The organism is Sphingomonas sp. PP-F2F-A104-K0414 (genome assembly GCF_004340945.1).
Classification (GTDB): Bacteria; Pseudomonadota; Alphaproteobacteria; order Sphingomonadales; family Sphingomonadaceae; genus Sphingomonas.
Map to the genome: position 1 here is coordinate 40,434 of NZ_SLYD01000001.1, position 16,095 is coordinate 56,528.

General features: G+C 65.6%; 16 protein-coding genes. 5 read left to right on the forward strand and 11 right to left on the reverse strand.

The features are described 5' to 3' along the window. The first annotated feature begins 22 nt into the window (after positions 1–22). Genes cysD through C8J46_RS00245 form a run of 3 tightly spaced genes read left to right on the forward strand, consistent with a single transcriptional unit; the run spans position 23 to position 3,593 of the window. Entirely contained in the window at positions 23–949 is a 927-nt protein-coding gene (gene cysD, locus C8J46_RS00235) for a sulfate adenylyltransferase subunit CysD (RefSeq protein ID WP_132733980.1), read from the forward strand. Continuing rightward, positions 949–2,862, forward strand: a complete 1,914-nt coding sequence (gene cysN, locus C8J46_RS00240) for a sulfate adenylyltransferase subunit CysN (RefSeq protein ID WP_132733982.1) — start codon at positions 949–951, stop codon at positions 2,860–2,862. The genes cysD and cysN overlap by 1 nt, the downstream gene beginning before the upstream one ends. Before the next feature lie 5 nt (positions 2,863–2,867). After that, positions 2,868–3,593: a 3'(2'),5'-bisphosphate nucleotidase CysQ gene (locus tag C8J46_RS00245; RefSeq protein ID WP_132735228.1), complete on the forward strand. Its 726-nt coding sequence runs from the start codon at positions 2,868–2,870 to the stop codon at positions 3,591–3,593. Between the two features lie 89 nt (positions 3,594–3,682). On the opposite strand, the gene C8J46_RS00250 is transcribed toward C8J46_RS00245, so the two are convergent. The 9 genes from C8J46_RS00250 to C8J46_RS00290 form a co-directional block, all read right to left on the reverse strand. Further along, complete coding sequence (locus tag C8J46_RS00250) at positions 3,683–4,018, reverse strand: hypothetical protein (protein ID WP_132733984.1); 336 nt, start codon at positions 4,016–4,018, stop codon at positions 3,683–3,685. An 11-nt stretch (positions 4,019–4,029) separates the two neighbouring features. Further along, complete coding sequence (locus C8J46_RS00255) at positions 4,030–5,487, reverse strand: L,D-transpeptidase family protein (protein ID WP_132735230.1); 1,458 nt, start codon at positions 5,485–5,487, stop codon at positions 4,030–4,032. A gap of 147 nt (positions 5,488–5,634) precedes the next feature. Continuing rightward, positions 5,635–6,450: an RNA methyltransferase gene (locus tag C8J46_RS00260; RefSeq protein ID WP_132733986.1), complete on the reverse strand. Its 816-nt coding sequence runs from the start codon at positions 6,448–6,450 to the stop codon at positions 5,635–5,637. 106 nt (positions 6,451–6,556) lie between these two features. Further along, positions 6,557–6,832 (reverse strand): HPr family phosphocarrier protein, encoded by a 276-nt coding sequence (locus C8J46_RS00265; protein ID WP_132733989.1) that lies wholly within the window; start codon positions 6,830–6,832, stop codon positions 6,557–6,559. Further along, the gene (locus C8J46_RS00270) at positions 6,829–7,236 is read right to left on the reverse strand and encodes a PTS sugar transporter subunit IIA (protein ID WP_132733991.1); all 408 of its coding nucleotides are present in this window, start codon (positions 7,234–7,236) and stop codon (positions 6,829–6,831) included. Before C8J46_RS00270 ends, C8J46_RS00265 begins: the two co-directional genes overlap by 4 nt. A gap of 15 nt (positions 7,237–7,251) precedes the next feature. Further along, a complete protein-coding gene (gene rapZ / locus C8J46_RS00275) occupies positions 7,252–8,166 on the reverse strand; it encodes an RNase adapter RapZ (protein ID WP_132733993.1) in 915 nt (304 codons plus the stop codon). A 10-nt stretch (positions 8,167–8,176) separates the two neighbouring features. Next, the gene (locus C8J46_RS00280) at positions 8,177–8,611 is read right to left on the reverse strand and encodes an HPr kinase/phosphatase C-terminal domain-containing protein (RefSeq protein ID WP_132733995.1); all 435 of its coding nucleotides are present in this window, start codon (positions 8,609–8,611) and stop codon (positions 8,177–8,179) included. Positions 8,612–8,617: 6 nt separating this feature from the next. Next, positions 8,618–10,201, reverse strand: coding sequence for a stimulus-sensing domain-containing protein (locus tag C8J46_RS00285; RefSeq protein ID WP_132733997.1), 1,584 nt, complete (start codon positions 10,199–10,201; stop codon positions 8,618–8,620). Beyond that, positions 10,170–10,877 (reverse strand): response regulator transcription factor, encoded by a 708-nt coding sequence (locus tag C8J46_RS00290; protein ID WP_056058673.1) that lies wholly within the window; start codon positions 10,875–10,877, stop codon positions 10,170–10,172. Before C8J46_RS00290 ends, C8J46_RS00285 begins: the two co-directional genes overlap by 32 nt. Before the next feature lie 180 nt (positions 10,878–11,057). Between C8J46_RS00290 and C8J46_RS00295 the strand changes: the two genes are divergently transcribed. Further along, entirely contained in the window at positions 11,058–12,668 is a 1,611-nt protein-coding gene (locus C8J46_RS00295) for a phosphoenolpyruvate carboxykinase (protein ID WP_132733999.1), read from the forward strand. 113 nt (positions 12,669–12,781) lie between these two features. Here the strand turns inward: C8J46_RS00295 and C8J46_RS00300 are convergent, their stop codons facing one another. Continuing rightward, a complete protein-coding gene (locus C8J46_RS00300; protein WP_132734001.1) occupies positions 12,782–13,219 on the reverse strand; it encodes an NfeD family protein in 438 nt (145 codons plus the stop codon). Then, positions 13,219–14,205, reverse strand: coding sequence for an SPFH domain-containing protein (locus tag C8J46_RS00305; protein ID WP_132734003.1), 987 nt, complete (start codon positions 14,203–14,205; stop codon positions 13,219–13,221). Before C8J46_RS00305 ends, C8J46_RS00300 begins: the two co-directional genes overlap by 1 nt. A gap of 120 nt (positions 14,206–14,325) precedes the next feature. Between C8J46_RS00305 and guaB the strand changes: the two genes are divergently transcribed. Further along, complete coding sequence (gene guaB / locus C8J46_RS00310; RefSeq protein WP_056048837.1) at positions 14,326–15,783, forward strand: IMP dehydrogenase; 1,458 nt, start codon at positions 14,326–14,328, stop codon at positions 15,781–15,783. Positions 15,784–16,095 lie beyond the last annotated feature (312 nt).

Sequence of the window (16,095 nt, forward strand, 5' to 3'; positions counted from 1 at the left end):
CCGACGCCCTACGTCGAGGGGGATGACGAAACTTCCAGATACCGGCCCCGTGTCGCTCACGCATCTCCAGCGGCTCGAGGCGGAGAGCATCCACATCCTGCGCGAGGTGGTCGCCGAGTGCGAGCGCCCGGTGATGCTCTACAGCGTCGGCAAGGATTCCGCGGTGATGCTGCATCTCGCGCGCAAGGCCTTCTACCCGTCGCCGCCGCCATTCCCGCTGCTGCACGTCGATACGACGTGGAAGTTCAAGGCGATGTACGACCTGCGCGACCGGATGGCGGCGGAGAGCGGCATGGAGCTGCTCGTCTACAAGAACCCCGAGGCCGAGGCGCGCGGGATCAACCCGTTCGACCACGGCGCGCTCCACACCGATATGTGGAAGACCGAGGGGCTCAAGCAGGCGCTCGATCTTCACGGGTTCGACGCGGCGTTCGGCGGTGCACGGCGCGACGAGGAGAAGAGCCGCGCGAAGGAGCGCGTCTTCTCGTTCCGCGCCGCGCATCATCGCTGGGACCCGAAGAAGCAGCGCCCCGAGGTGTGGAACCTCTACAATGCGCGCAAAGCGAAGGGCGAGAGCATCCGCGTCTTCCCGATCTCGAACTGGACCGAACTCGATGTCTGGCAATATATCCAGCTCGAGGACATCCCGATCGTCCCGCTCTATTTCGCTGCACCGCGCCCTACCGTCGAGCGCGACGGCATGCTGCTGATGGTCGACGACGATCGCTTTCGGCTCGAGCCTGGCGAGGTGCCGGTCGAACGCTCGATCCGCTTCCGCACGCTGGGTTGCTATCCGTTGACGGGCGCGGTCGAGAGCGAGGCCGACAACCTGTCCGCGGTGATCCAGGAGATGCTGCTGACTACTACCAGCGAACGCCAGGGCCGCGCGATCGACCGCGACGCGGGCTCGGCCAGCATGGAGAAGAAGAAGCAGGAGGGCTATTTCTGATGGCAACGCGCGTGCAAGAGTCCGCCTATCAGGTGCAAGACATCATCGCCGAGGACATCGACGCCTATCTGTTCCAGCACCAGCATAAGAGCCTGCTCCGGTTCATCACCTGCGGGTCAGTGGACGATGGAAAGTCCACGCTTATCGGGCGGTTGCTGTATGATTCTAAGATGATCTTCGAGGATCAGCTCGCTGCGCTGGAGAGCGATTCGAAGAAGGTCGGTACGCAAGGCCAGGAGATCGATTTCGCGTTGCTGGTCGACGGGCTCGCCGCCGAGCGCGAGCAGGGCATTACGATCGACGTCGCCTATCGCTATTTCTCGACCGAGAAGCGCAAGTTCATCGTCGCGGATACGCCGGGGCACGAGCAATATACGCGCAACATGATCACCGGTGCGTCGACCGCCGATCTCGCGGTGATCCTGGTCGATGCGCGCAAGGGCATCCTGACGCAGACCAAGCGCCACAGCTATCTCGCGCACCTGATCGGCATCCGGCACCTCGTGTTGGCGGTGAACAAGATGGACCTCGTCGGGTACGAGCAGGCGACCTACGACCGGATCGTGGCGGACTATGCGGCGTTCGCGGAGTCGATCGGGATCGCCGGTTTTACGCCGATGCCGATCTCCGGCTTCAAGGGCGACAACATCACGACCCAGAGTGCGAACACGCGCTGGTACGACGGCCCGACGCTGATCGACCATCTCGACACGGTGACGCTCGACGTCAGCGAGGATCAGGCCGACGCGTTCCGGATGCCGGTACAGTGGGTGAACCGCCCAAACCTCGATTTCCGGGGTTTTTCAGGGCTGGTCGCGAGTGGCTCGATCGCACCGGGAGATCCGGTGCGCATCCTGCCGGGCGGACGCACCTCGACGATCGCGCGCGTGGTTACTTTTGGCGGCGACCTGGAGAAGGCCGTCGCCGGGCAATCGGTGACGTTGACCTTGGCGGACGAGATCGATTGCTCGCGCGGCGACGTCATCGTTGCCGCGGAATCGCCGCCCGAGGCTGCCGATCAGTTCGAGGCGACCGTCGTGTGGATGGCGGACGAGGAGATGCTGCCGGGACGTCCCTATTGGCTGAAACTCGCCACGCAGACCGTGACGGCGACGGTCCAGCAGCCGAAATACCAGATCAATGTCAATACGATGGAGCGGCTTGCTGCCAAGACGCTCGAACTGAACGCGATCGGCGTTGCTAACCTCTCGACCGACCGGCCGCTGGTGTTCGAGTCCTATGGGGATAATCGCCAGCTCGGCGGGTTCATCCTAGTGGACAAGATCACCAACGCGACGGTGGCGGCGGGGATGCTGCACTTCTCGCTCCGGCGTGCGCAGAACGTACACTGGCAGGCGACCGATATCGGCCGTGAGGCGCACGCCGCGCTGAAGAACCAGAAGGCGGCGGTGCTGTGGTTCACGGGGCTGTCGGGTGCGGGCAAGTCGACGATCGCCAATCTGGTCGAGATGAAGCTGGCCCGGATGAACCGGCACACGTTCCTGCTGGACGGCGACAATGTCCGCCACGGGCTGAACCGCGACCTCGGCTTCACCGATGCCGACCGGGTCGAGAATATTCGGCGCGTCGGCGAGGTCGCCAAGCTGATGACCGATGCCGGGCTGATCGTGATCACCGCGTTCATCTCGCCGTTCCGCGCCGAGCGTGAGATGGTGCGGCAGATGATGGCGCCGGGCGAGTTCATCGAGGTGCATATCGACACGCCGCTCGCGGAGGCGGAGCGCCGCGACGTGAAGGGGCTGTATGCGAAGGCCCGGGCGGGGAAACTGACCAACTTCACCGGGATCGACTCCCCCTATGAAGCGCCGGCCAACCCGGAGATCCGGATCGACACGTCGGGCATGACTCCCGACGAGGCGGCCGATGCGATCGTCGCGATGCTGATCCCATGAGCGTGATGACCGACGGCGAACTCGCCGCGCATCTGGCCGAGACGGCGGGGCGGTTGCTGCTCGAAGTGCGACGGTCGGGCGTGTTCTCGCCCGGCGCGCTCGGCAAGGCCGGGGACGAGACCGCGAACGCCTTCCTCGTTCACGCGCTGCAGGATGCGCGGCCGAACGACGGTCTGTTGTCGGAGGAGCGGCGGTGCGACGGGACGCGGACGGCGATGTCGCGCGTGTGGATCGTCGATCCGGTCGACGGAACGCGCGAATATGGCGAGGCGCGCGACGACTGGGCGGTGCATGTCGCGCTTGCGATCGACGGGGTCGCGACGGTCGGCGCGGTCGCGCTGCCGGGATTGGGGCTCGTCCTGCGCTCGGATCAACCCGTGCCCGTACCGCCACCGGCCGATCCGCTGCGGATGGTCGTCAGCCGGACGCGGCCCGCGCCCGAGGCGGTGAAGGTCGCCGAGGTCCTGGGAGCGATGCTGATCCCGATGGGCTCGGCCGGCGCAAAGGGGATGGCGGTGGTCCGCGGCGAGGCGGATATCTACCTGCATTCTGGCGGGCAGTATGAGTGGGATTCCGCCGCGCCGGTCGCGGTGGCGGCGGCGTTCGGGTTGCATTGCAGCCGGATCGACGGGTCGCCGTTGGTGTATAATTGTCGGGATGTCTACATGCCCGACCTGCTGATCTGCCCCGTTGCACTGCGCGACCGGGTCATGGCGGCGATGGCGGCGTGATGGCTTAGGTTCTCCTGCGAAGGCAGGAGTCCAGGGTTACAAACGTCAACACCCGTAACCCTGGACTCCTGCATGCGCAGGAGAACACATTACTGCTGCGGTTCGGCGTCGTTCTCTACCGGAGCCTCATCGCGCGTAACCCGAGCGGTCATGCCCGTGGCGTCGGCATCGTCAAGCATCTGCTCGTCCGGCGCGACCGGTTTTTCGCGTGGCGGTTCGACCACAGCGGGTGCTGCCGGTGCGGCTTCGACCGGTGCCGCCTCGACCGGGGCAGGGGCCGCCTCGGTCTCGGTCACGCCGGTATCCTCGACCATGTTGGTGTCCGTCGGCGGCTGCTCAGGCTCGGAACGAGAGCAGCCGGCCAGCGCCATGGCGGCTAGCAGGCCGCCGGCGATGGCGGTACGGGTGCGGGTGGAAATCGTCATGTCTGACCCTCTCAGCGTGCGGCGATCGTCTGGCGTGCGGTGCGCGCCTCGATCTTGGAGGCGAGGATACCGTCCCAGTCATAGGGATCAGCGCGGAAGTTCATCTGGCCGTTGCCGCTGGCAAACGCGGTCCAGTAGAGCAGATAGACCGACACAGGCTTGGTCAGGCGAGCACGGACCGTGTCACCCTTGGCAACCGCGGCATCGACCATCTCGGGCGTCCACGCGGGGTCACCCTTGAGCAACAAGTCGGCAAGTTCGGCAGGCTTTTCAAGGCGAACGCAGCCATGGCTCGCAAGCCGGCTGAAGCTTGCGAACTTCGCACGGCTCGGCGTGTCGTGGAGGTACACCGAATAATCGTTGGCGAAGTCGAACTTGAACCGCCCCAAAGCGCTCTGGTCGCCAGCTTGTTGCTGAAGTCGCGTGCCGTCGATCACCTTGATGCCGTTGCGCTTGAAATAGCCCGGGTTCGCGCGTTCCTTCGGCCACAATTCCTTCGTAGCGATCGACGTCGGCACGTTCCAGGGCGGGTTGATGACGATGCTGTGGATCGTCGACGAGAGCATCGGCGTTTCGTCGCCCGGTCGCCCGGTGACCGCGCGCATCGACTGCACCGGCGTGTCGCCATCAAACACGGTCAGCACGGCGGCGGCGATGTTCACCTGGATCCGGTCGCGCGGCAGGTCCTGCGGCAGCCAGCGCCAGCGCTCCATGTTCGCCATGATCTGACGCACGCGGTCGGTTGCCGACACATTGAGCGCAGCCAGCGTCTGCGTCGAGACGATCCCGCTGGGGTTGAGGCCGTAGCGTCGTTGCGCACGGCGCACCGCGTCGACGAGCGCGGCATCGAATTTGTCGCCGCTCGTCGAGACGTCCTTGTCCTCGGCCGCCAGCCGCTTGCGCAGCGCCAGCACGCGCGGACCGGATGCGCCGATCGTGAAGTCCGGGCCGGACGCCAGCGGAGACCAGCCCCCCGTAGCGGCGATCGATCGGTAATTCTGGAGGCCCTTACGAAGCCCGTCATAGCCGGCATAGGGCGGCGGCAGCGACGCGAACCACGCGGCGATCCGATCGAGCCGGACCGCGTCGGCAAACGCCGGGGTTGGATCATAGGCGGGCGGGCGCAGGCCCCAATCCTTCTGGAAATCGGCGCCGCTGAGACGACCGGCATGCACCGCGCGCGCATGGTCGAGCGCGGCACGGACGAGTTCGTCCTTGCTCGGCGCGCTGGTCGATACCGTGGCGGCGGACTTCAGGCCCTGTGCGACGATGTCGCCATTGAGCAGCTTGTCGAGCAAGGCGGCCTGCGTGTCGCTCAGGGGCGGTACGGTGATGACCGGAGGCGCCAGCGTCGGCGTCGGCATGACCGCAGGCACAGTCGGCACGACAACGGGCGGCGTAACCTGCTGTGCGAACAGCGGTGTCGCCATCAGCATCGGCGTTGCGACCACCGCAATCGCCGATCGCATCATGCCGTTCTTGAAACGTCCATCGTCGAAACCGCGCGCCATAATCGTCCTGTCTTGCCGTATCTGGTCGACGCTATCGCACGTCGCAGCTCTCCCTTAGCTGAACCGGACTCGCTAAGCATCGCCAAACGGGCCAAATTCGTAGGTTCAGGCGAGAGTTTCGGATTTCCCCTGCCGTGCAAGCACTTCGTAGGCCATCACGGCAGTCGCGACGGCAGCATTGAGGCTGTCGGCCTTGCCGAGCATCGGGATCTTCACGAGCACGTCGCACGCCTCGGCCATTTCGGGCGGCATCCCCTGCGCTTCGTTGCCGGTGAGCAGGAAGGTCGGGCCGGTGTAGGTCGCGGACCGGTAGTCGGTGTTGGTGTCGAGGCTGAGCCCGACGAGCTGGCCAGGACCGGTGCGCAGCCAGGTGTGGAACGGCGCCCATTCGGTCTTCACCACGGGTATCGTGAACAGCGCGCCCATGCTCGCGCGGACCGCCTCGACCGAGAAGGGGTCGACCGACTCGCCGATCAGGATCAGTCCACCCGCGCCGACCGCGTCGCCGGTGCGCAGGATCGTGCCAAGATTGCCGGGATCGCGCAGCCGTTCCGCGACGAGCCAGATGCCGGCGCTGGTGCGGTCGAGGTCTTCGAGCGTCGCGTCGAACTCGTCGAACACGCCGACGACCGCCTGCGGGTTATCCTTGCCCGACAGCTTCGACAGAATATCGGGCGTTGTCTGGATCGAATCACCGCCGGCATCCTCGACGTCCATCGACAGCGCGTGCACCAACGGATGGTTCGCGCTGGCCGCTGCATAGAACAAGGTGCGGGGCAGGCGGCCGGTCTCGCGCGCTTCGGTGAGGATGCGCAGGCCCTCGGCAAGGAATTGCCTGGCCGCACGCCGATGCCGCTTGTCGCGCAGATCGCGGACGTACTTGATCAGCGGGTTCGAAAAGGCGGTTATCTCGCGGGGCATCTAGCGCCCCTTCCGCGTGCGGGAGGGGTTGGGGGAGGGGTTTGTAAACACGCCGTCGCTCATGCCCTCCCCCGACCCCTCCCGCAAGCGGGAGGGGGGAAGATCGTCAATCCTCGCCGAACTTCGCCTCGACCAGTTCGGCCAGCGCAGCCACCGTATGCTCCGCGCCATCGCCGCTCGCGCTGATCGTGATCGCGTCGCCCATCGCCGCGCCAAGCATCATCAGCCCCATGATCGAAGTGCCGGTGACGTGATCCGAACCGTCCTTCGTGACGCTAACCTCGACCGGATGCGAGGAGGCGAGCGTGACGAACTTGGCGCTGGCCCGCGCGTGAAGCCCGCGGCGGTTGGTGATCTGGACGGTGCGCGAGACCTGGCTCACGCAGCTGCCTCGCCGAGAACCTCGGACGCTACCGAGATATATTTGCGACCCGCCTCCCGTGCGGCCGCGACCGCAGCGACGACTGTCATCAATTTCCGCGCGGAGCCGAGCCGGATCAGCATCGGCAGGTTCATCCCCGCGATCACCTCGATCCGCCCGCGCTCCATCAGCGAGATGGCGAGATTGGAGGGTGTGCCGCCGAACAGGTCGGTCAGCACGATCACGCCGCGGCCGACATCGACCGCCTGGATCGCGGCGGCGATATCCGCGCGGCGCTCTTCCATATCGTCGTCGGGACCGATCGCGATCGGCTCGACGCGTTCTTGCGGGCCGACGACATGGATCATCGCGCGAACGAATTCCTCAGCCAATCGACCGTGGGTTACTAGAACAAGGCCGATCATATCAGCGTTTCATACTCATAAGACGACCGGTGATCCTTCGAGCGCATCTTGTGGAGCGGCCCCCAGGTCGCGGTGGACGATACTGGGCGAAAATCCCGCGTCGCGCAACCGTCGGGCGACACGGTCGGCGACATGCACCGACCGGTGTCTCCCTCCGGTACACCCGAATGCCACCGTGACGTAGGACTTGCCCTCCGCCCGGTAGCGCGGGAGCAACAACATCAGCAGCTCCTCGATTCGACTCACTGCGGCTTCGTAGGCGGGATCTTCGATGATGTAGGCAGAGACGTCTGCGTCGAGCCCGGTACCGGGACGCAGTGCTGCGTCCCAGTGCGGATTACGGAGAAAGCGCATGTCGAACACCAGATCGGCGTTGCGCGGTAGCCCGCGGGCGAACCCGAACGATCGGATCGACAGCGTCGGCTCACCGAGGTCGTCGCCACCGAAGCTCGTGCGGATTTGTTGGGCGAGCTCGTTCGCCGCCATGTCGGTGGTGTCGATCAGCCGGTTCGCCCAGTCGCGCAACGGGGCGAGCAGCTCGCGCTCGCGACCGATGCCGTCATTGGCGGGACGATCGAGCGCGAGCGGGTGCCGCCGCCGCGTCTCGGAATAGCGGCGTTCGAGCTCGCTACCGGAGCAATCGAGGAACAGGATCCCGACCTCCAAGCCGTGCCGATCACGCAGATCGCGGATCCGGCGGATGATCCGCTCCGGATCGAAATCGCGGGTCCTTGCGCCAATACCGATCGCGAGCGGTCGCGAATCGTCGGTCGATCCTTCGGGAAGCGGTGCATCGAGGAGGCGGTCGAGCAGCAACAGCGGGAGGTTGTCGACGACCTCCCAGCCGAGATCCTCGAGCGTCTTGAGGACGGTCGACTTGCCCGCCCCAGACATGCCGGTGACGAGTAGGATGTCCTTCGGTCGAGTCATGGCGAACACATCATTCTAGAGGCTCCGGATTGCGCAATGCGAGTTCGACCTTGATCGGGGCGGAAGCTTCGAACGGATCGACCGCGAACTGACGGATTTCGATCCCGGCGATTTTTCGGGCGCGGCGTTCGGGCATGCGGTCTATCGCGCCATCGACGCGGACAAGCAGGCCGACGGGAACATCCTCGACATAGGGCATGGCGAGGATACCGATCCCCCGGACTTCGATCCGGCCGGCGATCGTCGCCGGTGCGCGGGCGCGGAGCATTTTGCCGGCGCGGATCACGAGCGTCTGGTCGTCACTGACGAGGACGGCACCGCGGTCGATCAGGCGCAACGCGAGGTCGGACTTGCCCGATCCGGACACGCCCTCGATCATGACCGCCACGCCGCCGATGGCGACCGTGGTGGCGTGGAGCCTGTCGGAGGAGGGGACGACCACCAAGCGTCTTTACTCCGGCATGTCGGCGAGCGGTAGCCTTACCACGAACCGCGCGCCGTCGAGCCGGTCTTCGCGGGATTCGACGAAGATCGTGCCCTGGTGGCCGTCGACGATCGTCCGCGCGATCGCCAGCCCTAATCCAGAATGCTGGCCGAACGTCTCGCTGTCAGGGCGGACCGAGTGGAAGCGCTTGAACACGTCTTCGCGCGCTTCTTCCGGAACGCCGGGACCTTCGTCCTCGACGCGGATGACGAGGTCCTCGCCTTCGCGGATGGCGGAGATCGCGATCAGGCCTGCGTCGGGCGAGAAGGAGAGCGCGTTGTCGATCAAATTTTCGAAGACCCGTTCGAGCCTCGCGCCTTCGCCGAGTATGACCGTGCGATCGTCGGGGTTGCGATCGAACCGGAGGCGGATACCACGCTCGACCCCGCGTGCGTCGCGTTGCGCGACGAGCCCGTCGATCATCGCCGCGACGTCGACGGGCTCGAACTTCGCCCGACTGAGCTGTGCGTCGAGCCGCGACGCTTCGGAGATGTCGGAGAGCAGGCGGTCGAGCCGGCGGACATCGTCGCGGACGATCGCGAGCAACTGCGCCTGGAGCGCCGGATCCTTGACGCGCGAAAGCCCCTCGACCGCGGACCGGAGCGAGGCGAGGGGGTTCTTCATCTCGTGTGTGACGTCGGCGGCAAACGCCTCGGTGGCATCGATGCGGGCCCTGAGCGCGAGGCTCATGTCGGAGAGTGCGCGCGCGAGCATGCCGAGTTCGTCACGGCGCGAAGGGAGGCGGGGAACCACCACTTCGCGAGCACGACCCAGGCGAACCCGCACCGCGGCACGCGCAAGGCGGCGGAGCGGCCGAACGATTGTACGCGCGAGGAACAGCGACAGCAGGATCGAGACGATCGACACGCCGAGCAGCACCATGCTGAGCCGGAACCGCTCGATGCGCACCGTCTTGGTGATATCGCGTGCGTTGACCGTGGTCATCACGACGCCGCCCATCGGCAGCGGCGCGGCGGCGGTCAGCACCGGCGTACGATCGGGCGCCCGCCAGACCGTCGTCGATACCATGCTGCGTCCGCGGACCGCCGTCACGTCGGGCCATTGCTGCGTACCGCTGCGCTCTCGGTAGAGCGGCGGGCGTGGTGCCATGACGATGACGTCGATCGCCGCGTCCAGGAAGCGGGCGATCGTCTGGTCCCAATCTTCCTTGTCCGGGTCCATCAGCACGAAATTGCGCAGGCCCAGCACGCGGCTGTCAACGGTCGTCCGTCCCGTCCCGTCGAACAACCGGATCCGCGAGCCGGTATCGCGCGCCAGCCTGAGCACCAGTGGATCGCGTAACGCCGGGTCGACCGCAGCGATCGCCTCGCCGATCAGCCGCGCTTCACGCGCGGTCTGTGCGACACGGTTGTCGACCACCCGGCTGCGGTAGGAATCGAGATAAAAGAACCCGCCCGCCAGCAGCAGCAATGCGAAGATGTTGACCGCGAGAATCCGCCGCGTGAGCGAGATCTGGCCCGACCAGCGCAGCGTGAGATCGCGCCCGTCGACCCCCAGCTCATTCCTCAGAAAATCGATACCCGGCACCATATAATGTCTCGATAGCGTCGAACGCGGGATCGACCTGCCTGAATTTGCGGCGGAGTCGTTTGATGTGGCTGTCGATGGTCCGGTCGTCGACATAGATGTCGTCCTGGTACGCCGCATCCATTAGCTGGTTGCGCGTCTTGACGATGCCGGGGCGCTGCGCGAGCGTCTCGAGGATCATGAATTCAGTGACGGTCAGCGTAACAGGCTCGCCACCCCACAGGGTCCGGTGCCGCGCAGGGTCCATGCTGAGACGACCGCGATCCAGCGGCCCGGCAGCCTCTGCCTCGGTCTCCGTCCCCGGCGATTGCGTCAGCTCGGTACGGCGCAGGATCGCGCGGATGCGGGCGATCAGCAGACGTTGCGAGAACGGCTTGGCGATGTAATCGTCCGCGCCCATCGCGAGCCCGAGCGCCTCGTCGAGCTCGTCGTCCTTGCTGGTGAGGAAAATCACCGGGATCTGGCTCTTCTCGCGCAGCCGGCGGAGCAGTTCGAGCCCGTCCATCCGCGGCATCTTGATGTCGAACACCGCGAGATCGGGCGGATTGTCGGTTAGCGCCTTCAGCGCGGTCTCGCCGTCCGAATAGACGCGCGTGACGAAGCCCTCGGTCTGCAGCGCGATCGACACGGATGTCAGGATGTTGCGGTCGTCGTCGACCAGCGCGATCGTTGCCGTCATCTGGGAAGCTTTGCCTCGGTCGTTGGCGTGTCGGCGTAGGGCAAACCGCCGCGGCACTCAACTAGAGCCGTATCGGGACAGCGTCGTGGCTCAGTGGATTTGACCGGTGGAAAGCTGACCCGTACAGCCGGGCGCAACGACATACATACGTATGCGATAAAAACTTAGGAGAGAGAGCCCGTGTCGAGCGAGCGTATTCCGGCCGTCGGCCTATCCGCGCAGGGGATCGAAACCCGCGCCAATTTACACTGGAACCTGGTCACCGCGCAGCTCGTCGAGGCCGCGCTGGAGCGGAACGAGGGGACGCTGTCCGCCGACGGTCCGCTGGTCGTCGAGACCGGCGCGCATACCGGGCGATCGGCGCAGGACAAGTTCATCGTCCGCGATGCCGAGACCGACGCGACCGTGTGGTGGGGCAAGAGCAACAAGACGATGGAGCCCACGCATTTCGCCGCGCTGAAGGAAGATTTCTTCGCGGTGCTGGCGCAGAAGGACGAGCTGTTCGTGCAGGATCTGTACGGCGGATCGCAGGCCGATCACCGCGTCAACGTTCGCGTCGTCACCGAACTCGCGTGGCACAATCTGTTTATCCGGACGATGCTGGTCCGGCCCGAACAGGCGGCGCTGAACGATTTCGTCGCCGACTATACGATCGTCGACCTGCCGAGCTTCCGCGCCGATCCCGCGCGGCACGGCTGTCGCAGCGAGACGGTGATCGCGGTGAACTTCACCGACAAGCTGATCCTGATCGGCGGCACGAAATACGCCGGCGAGATGAAGAAGTCGGTGTTCGGCCTGCTCAACTATCTGCTGCCGCCGACCGGCGTGATGCCGATGCATTGCTCGGCGAACATGGGCGCGAACGGCGACACCGCGGTGTTCTTCGGGCTGTCGGGCACCGGCAAGACGACGCTGTCGGCCGATGCCAGCCGGACGCTGATCGGCGACGACGAGCATGGCTGGTCCGACACCGCGGTCTTCAATTTCGAGGGCGGCTGCTACGCCAAGATGATCCGCCTCTCCGCCGACGCCGAGCCGGAGATCTTCGCGACGACAAAGCGGTTCGGGACGGTGCTCGAGAATGTCGTGATGGATCCGGCGACGCGCCTGCTCGATCTCAACGACCACACGCTCGCCGAGAACAGCCGCGGGGCTTATCCGATCGACTTCATCCCGAATGCGTCCGCCGAGAATATGGGGCCGGTGCCGCGCAACATCGTGATGCTGACCGCGGATGCGTATGGCGTGCTGCCGCCGATCGCCAAGCTGACGCCCGACCAGGCGATGTACCATTTCCTCTCGGGCTACACCGCGCGTGTCGCCGGGACGGAGATCGGCGTGACCGAGCCGGACGCGACCTTCTCGACGTGCTTCGGCGCGCCGTTCATGCCGCGGCATCCTTCGGTATACGGCAATTTGCTCAAGGAGCGCATCGCGAAGGGTGGGGTCGATTGCTGGCTGGTCAACACCGGCTGGACCGGCGGCAAGTACGGTATCGGCAACCGCATGCCGATCAAGGCGACGCGGGCTTTGCTGAACGCCGCGTTGGATGGGAGCCTAAACGATGCCGAGTTCCGGACGGACCCGAATTTCGGCTTCCAGGTCCCGGTCAGCGTGCCCGGCGTGGATAGCGCAATCCTCGATCCGCGCGCGACGTGGGCTGACAAGGACGCCTATGATGCGACTGCGGCCAAGCTGGTGGATCTGTTCGTAGAAAACTTCGCCCAGTTCGCCGAACACGTCGACGAAGGGGTCCGTCAGGCGGCCCCGAAGGTGAGAGTGGCGGCCTAAATTCCTCTCCCCTCGGGGAGAGGAAGGGGCCCGCACGACGAAGTCGGGTGGGAAGGTGAGGGCACGTTATACGGCGTGCCCTCACCCGCGCCGCTACGCGGCTTGGAGAGGGTTTAGAGCGCCTCCACCACCACCTCACCATCGACAACCGCCGTTACCCGAACGCGCGCTCCGACCTCAGCATCCGCACCCCGAGCTGGCCAACTCCCGTCGCCCACCAGTACCCGGCCACGCCCGCCAACCAGCGCCGCCTCCACCACCACAACCTGACCCACCAACCGAGCAGACCGATCGTTCAACATCGCATCCCCACCCTCGACCGGGTAATCCCGGTACCAGCGCTTCCCGATCAGCACGGTAACCACGCTCCAAACCGCGAACGCCGCCAGCTGCACCGGCACCGGCAAGTCCGGCAACACGAACACCGCCACGCCCGTCACCGCTGCTGCAATCGCGAGAAACACCAGGAACACGCCCGGCACCACCAGTTCGGCGATCCCCAGCACCAGCGCCGCGATCAGCCACGCGCCAGCCGCCCCGATCACGTCCATCAGCTTTTCGGAATCTCAGTCGACTTCGACAACTCGAACGGCCCCCGAGCGGGAGGCTTGGCCGGCGGCGACGCAACGGCATCCCGCAAAGCATCCTTCGCCAGCTCGCCGATCCCGCCAAGCGTCCCCATCAACTGCGTAGCCTCGACAGGGAACAGGATCGTCTTCGCATTAGGCGAGGTCGCGAACTTGCCGATCGCCTCGACATATTTTTGGGCGATGAAATAATTGATCGCCTGAGCGCCACCCTCCTCGATCGCCTGAGACACCGCGCGCGTCGCCGAAGCTTCTGCAACGGCAGCCCGCTCGCGCGCCTCGGCATCGCGGAACGCCGACTCTTTCCGCCCCTCGGACTCAAGGATACGCGCCTGCTTCTGCCCCTCGGCGCGCAGGATCTCGGACGCCCGCGAGCCCTCGGCATCGAGAATGTTCGCCCGCTTCTCGCGCTCGGCCTTCATCTGCCGTCCCATCGCGTTGACGATATCGGCCGGCGGACGGATGTCCTTGATCTCGACCCGAGTGATCTTCACCCCCCACGGCGTCGTCGCATGATCCACCACGTTCAGCAGCCGCGCATTGATCTCGTCGCGTTTCGACAGCGTCTCGTCGAGGTCCATCGAGCCCATCACGGTCCGCAGGTTGGTCGTCGTGAGCTGCAACAGCGCCTGGTACAGGTCCGACACCTCGTACGCAGCCTTGGCCGAGTCGAGCACCTGGAAGAACACGACCCCGTCAGTCGAGATCATCGCATTGTCCTTCGTGATGATCTCCTGGCCGGGGATGTCGATCACCTGCTCCATCATGTTCACTTTCCGCCCGACGCGGTAGAAGAACGCGGGGTAGAAATTGAACCCGGGCCGCGCGACCGTGGTGAAGCGGCCGAAATGCTCGATCGTGTATTGATAGCCCTGATGGACGATCTTGATGCTGGTGAAGAGGTACAGCAGCACCAGCGCCAGCAGGAGCGCGGCAACGATCAGGCCCATCGAACAATCCCCCATCCGTGTATCGCACCGCTATAGCACGTCCGCGAAGGTGGGGCCTAGCCGTACGCCGCGCGTTTGGTTACATGGCGCGCCACCCCACACCCAGGAACGGCAGCTCTCATGGATATCCGCCTCGGCCTCACTTTCGACGACGTCCTCCTGTATCCGGGGGAATCGGACGTGCTGCCAAGCCAGGCCGATACCCGGACTCAGCTGACGCGCGGCATCGCGCTCAACATTCCGATCCTGTCGTCCGCGATGGACACCGTCACCGAAGCCGACATGGCCATCGTCATGGCACAGCTCGGCGGCATCGGCGTGCTCCACCGCAACCTGACCGTCGAGGAGCAGGTCATTGCGGTCCGTCAGGTCAAGCGGTTCGAGTCGGGCATGGTGGTCAACCCCATTACGATCAAGCCGACCGCGACTCTCGGCGAGGCGCAGGCGCTGATGTCGGGCCACCGGATCAGCGGCATCCCGGTCGTGGAAGCGGACGGCAAGCTCGTGGGTATCCTCACCAACCGCGACGTGCGTTTCGCGGGCGATCCGAAACAGCCCGTCAGCGAGCTGATGACGCACGAGAACCTCGCCACCGTCTCGACCGAAGTCGGTAAGGAAGAGGCGCGTCGCCTGCTCCACGCCCGCCGCATCGAGAAGCTTCTGGTGGTCGATGCGCAGTATCGCTGCGTCGGCCTGATCACCGTCAAGGACATCGAGAAGGCGGTGATGTTCCCGGATGCGACCAAGGACGAGGCGGGCCGCCTGCGTGTGGCCGCGGCGACGACGGTCGGCGACAAGGGCTTCGACCGGACTGAACAGCTGGTTGACGCCGGCTGCGACCTGATCGTGATCGACACCGCGCACGGCCACAACCGCGACGTCGGCCGTGCAGTCGAGCGCGTGAAGAAACTGTCCAACTCGGTCCAGGTGGTCGCCGGCAACGTCGCCACCGGCGAAGCGACGCGCGCGCTGATCGGTGCGGGCGCGGACGGGATCAAGGTTGGCATCGGGCCGGGCTCGATCTGCACCACCCGAGTGGTGGCCGGCGTCGGTGTGCCACAGCTCACCGCGGTGATGGATTGCGCCGAGGCTGGCCACAAGGCCGGCGTCCCCGTGATCGCCGACGGCGGCATCCGCACCTCGGGCGACATGGCCAAGGCGCTAGCGGCCGGCGCATCGACCGTGATGATCGGCTCGCTGCTCGCCGGCACCGACGAAGCCCCCGGCGAGACGTTCCTGTACCAGGGCCGCGCGTACAAATCGTACCGCGGCATGGGCTCGGTCGGCGCGATGGGGCGCGGGTCGGCGGATCGCTACTTCCAGGGTGACATCAAGGACCAGCTGAAGCTCGTCCCCGAGGGTATCGAGGGCCAGGTCGCCTACAAGGGCCCGGCAAGGGATGTCGTTCATCAGCTCGTCGGCGGGATCAAGGCAGCGATGGGCTATACCGGTTCCGCGACGATCCCGGATCTCCAGGCGCGGGCGGAGTTCGTGCAGATCACCGGTGCCGGGTTGATGGAGAGCCATGTTCACGACGTCACGATCACGCGCGAAGCGCCGAACTACCCAACGCGGTAACGGCGCTTACCCCTCGCTGGAAAGGGAAGCGGGCTTGGGTCGGTTGCCGCTTGCTCACTGGCCAGCGACTGGGAAGTATCCCTACTCATAATCGTTATCTCCGCCTGCGCGGGGATGACGATTGTGTGCGGGTCCTAAGCCAGAACGACGTGACAATGGTCACACCCTTCCGTCATCCCGGCGAACGCCGGGAGCCACGGACACGGTGGACCCAGCTTAGCGCGCAACCATCACCCAAATCGCAACCATGGGTCCCGGCGTGCGCCGGGATGACGGGGAAAGGGATGAGACGGGGAAAGGAATGTCGGGTGA

Bases quoted from the DNA above. Each gene is read 5' to 3' on its own strand.
- C8J46_RS00260 (WP_132733986.1), bottom strand. From the start codon at position 6,450: ATGCCCCGCGAGATAACCGCCTTTTCGAACCCGCTGATCAAGTACGTC.
- C8J46_RS00305 (WP_132734003.1), bottom strand. From the start codon at position 14,205: ATGGGCCTGATCGTTGCCGCGCTCCTGCTGGCGCTGGTGCTGCTGTAC.
- C8J46_RS00255 (WP_132735230.1), bottom strand. From the start codon at position 5,487: ATGCGATCGGCGATTGCGGTGGTCGCAACGCCGATGCTGATGGCGACA.
- rapZ (WP_132733993.1), bottom strand. From the start codon at position 8,166: ATGACTCGACCGAAGGACATCCTACTCGTCACCGGCATGTCTGGGGCG.
- C8J46_RS00290 (WP_056058673.1), bottom strand. From the start codon at position 10,877: ATGACGGCAACGATCGCGCTGGTCGACGACGACCGCAACATCCTGACA.
- C8J46_RS00270 (WP_132733991.1), bottom strand. From the start codon at position 7,236: ATGATCGGCCTTGTTCTAGTAACCCACGGTCGATTGGCTGAGGAATTC.
- C8J46_RS00250 (WP_132733984.1), bottom strand. From the start codon at position 4,018: ATGACGATTTCCACCCGCACCCGTACCGCCATCGCCGGCGGCCTGCTA.
- guaB (WP_056048837.1), top strand. From the start codon at position 14,326: ATGGATATCCGCCTCGGCCTCACTTTCGACGACGTCCTCCTGTATCCG.
- C8J46_RS00245 (WP_132735228.1), top strand. From the start codon at position 2,868: ATGACCGACGGCGAACTCGCCGCGCATCTGGCCGAGACGGCGGGGCGG.
- cysN (WP_132733982.1), top strand. From the start codon at position 949: ATGGCAACGCGCGTGCAAGAGTCCGCCTATCAGGTGCAAGACATCATC.
- C8J46_RS00285 (WP_132733997.1), bottom strand. From the start codon at position 10,201: ATGGTGCCGGGTATCGATTTTCTGAGGAATGAGCTGGGGGTCGACGGG.
- cysD (WP_132733980.1), top strand. From the start codon at position 23: ATGACGAAACTTCCAGATACCGGCCCCGTGTCGCTCACGCATCTCCAG.
- C8J46_RS00300 (WP_132734001.1), bottom strand. From the start codon at position 13,219: ATGGACGTGATCGGGGCGGCTGGCGCGTGGCTGATCGCGGCGCTGGTG.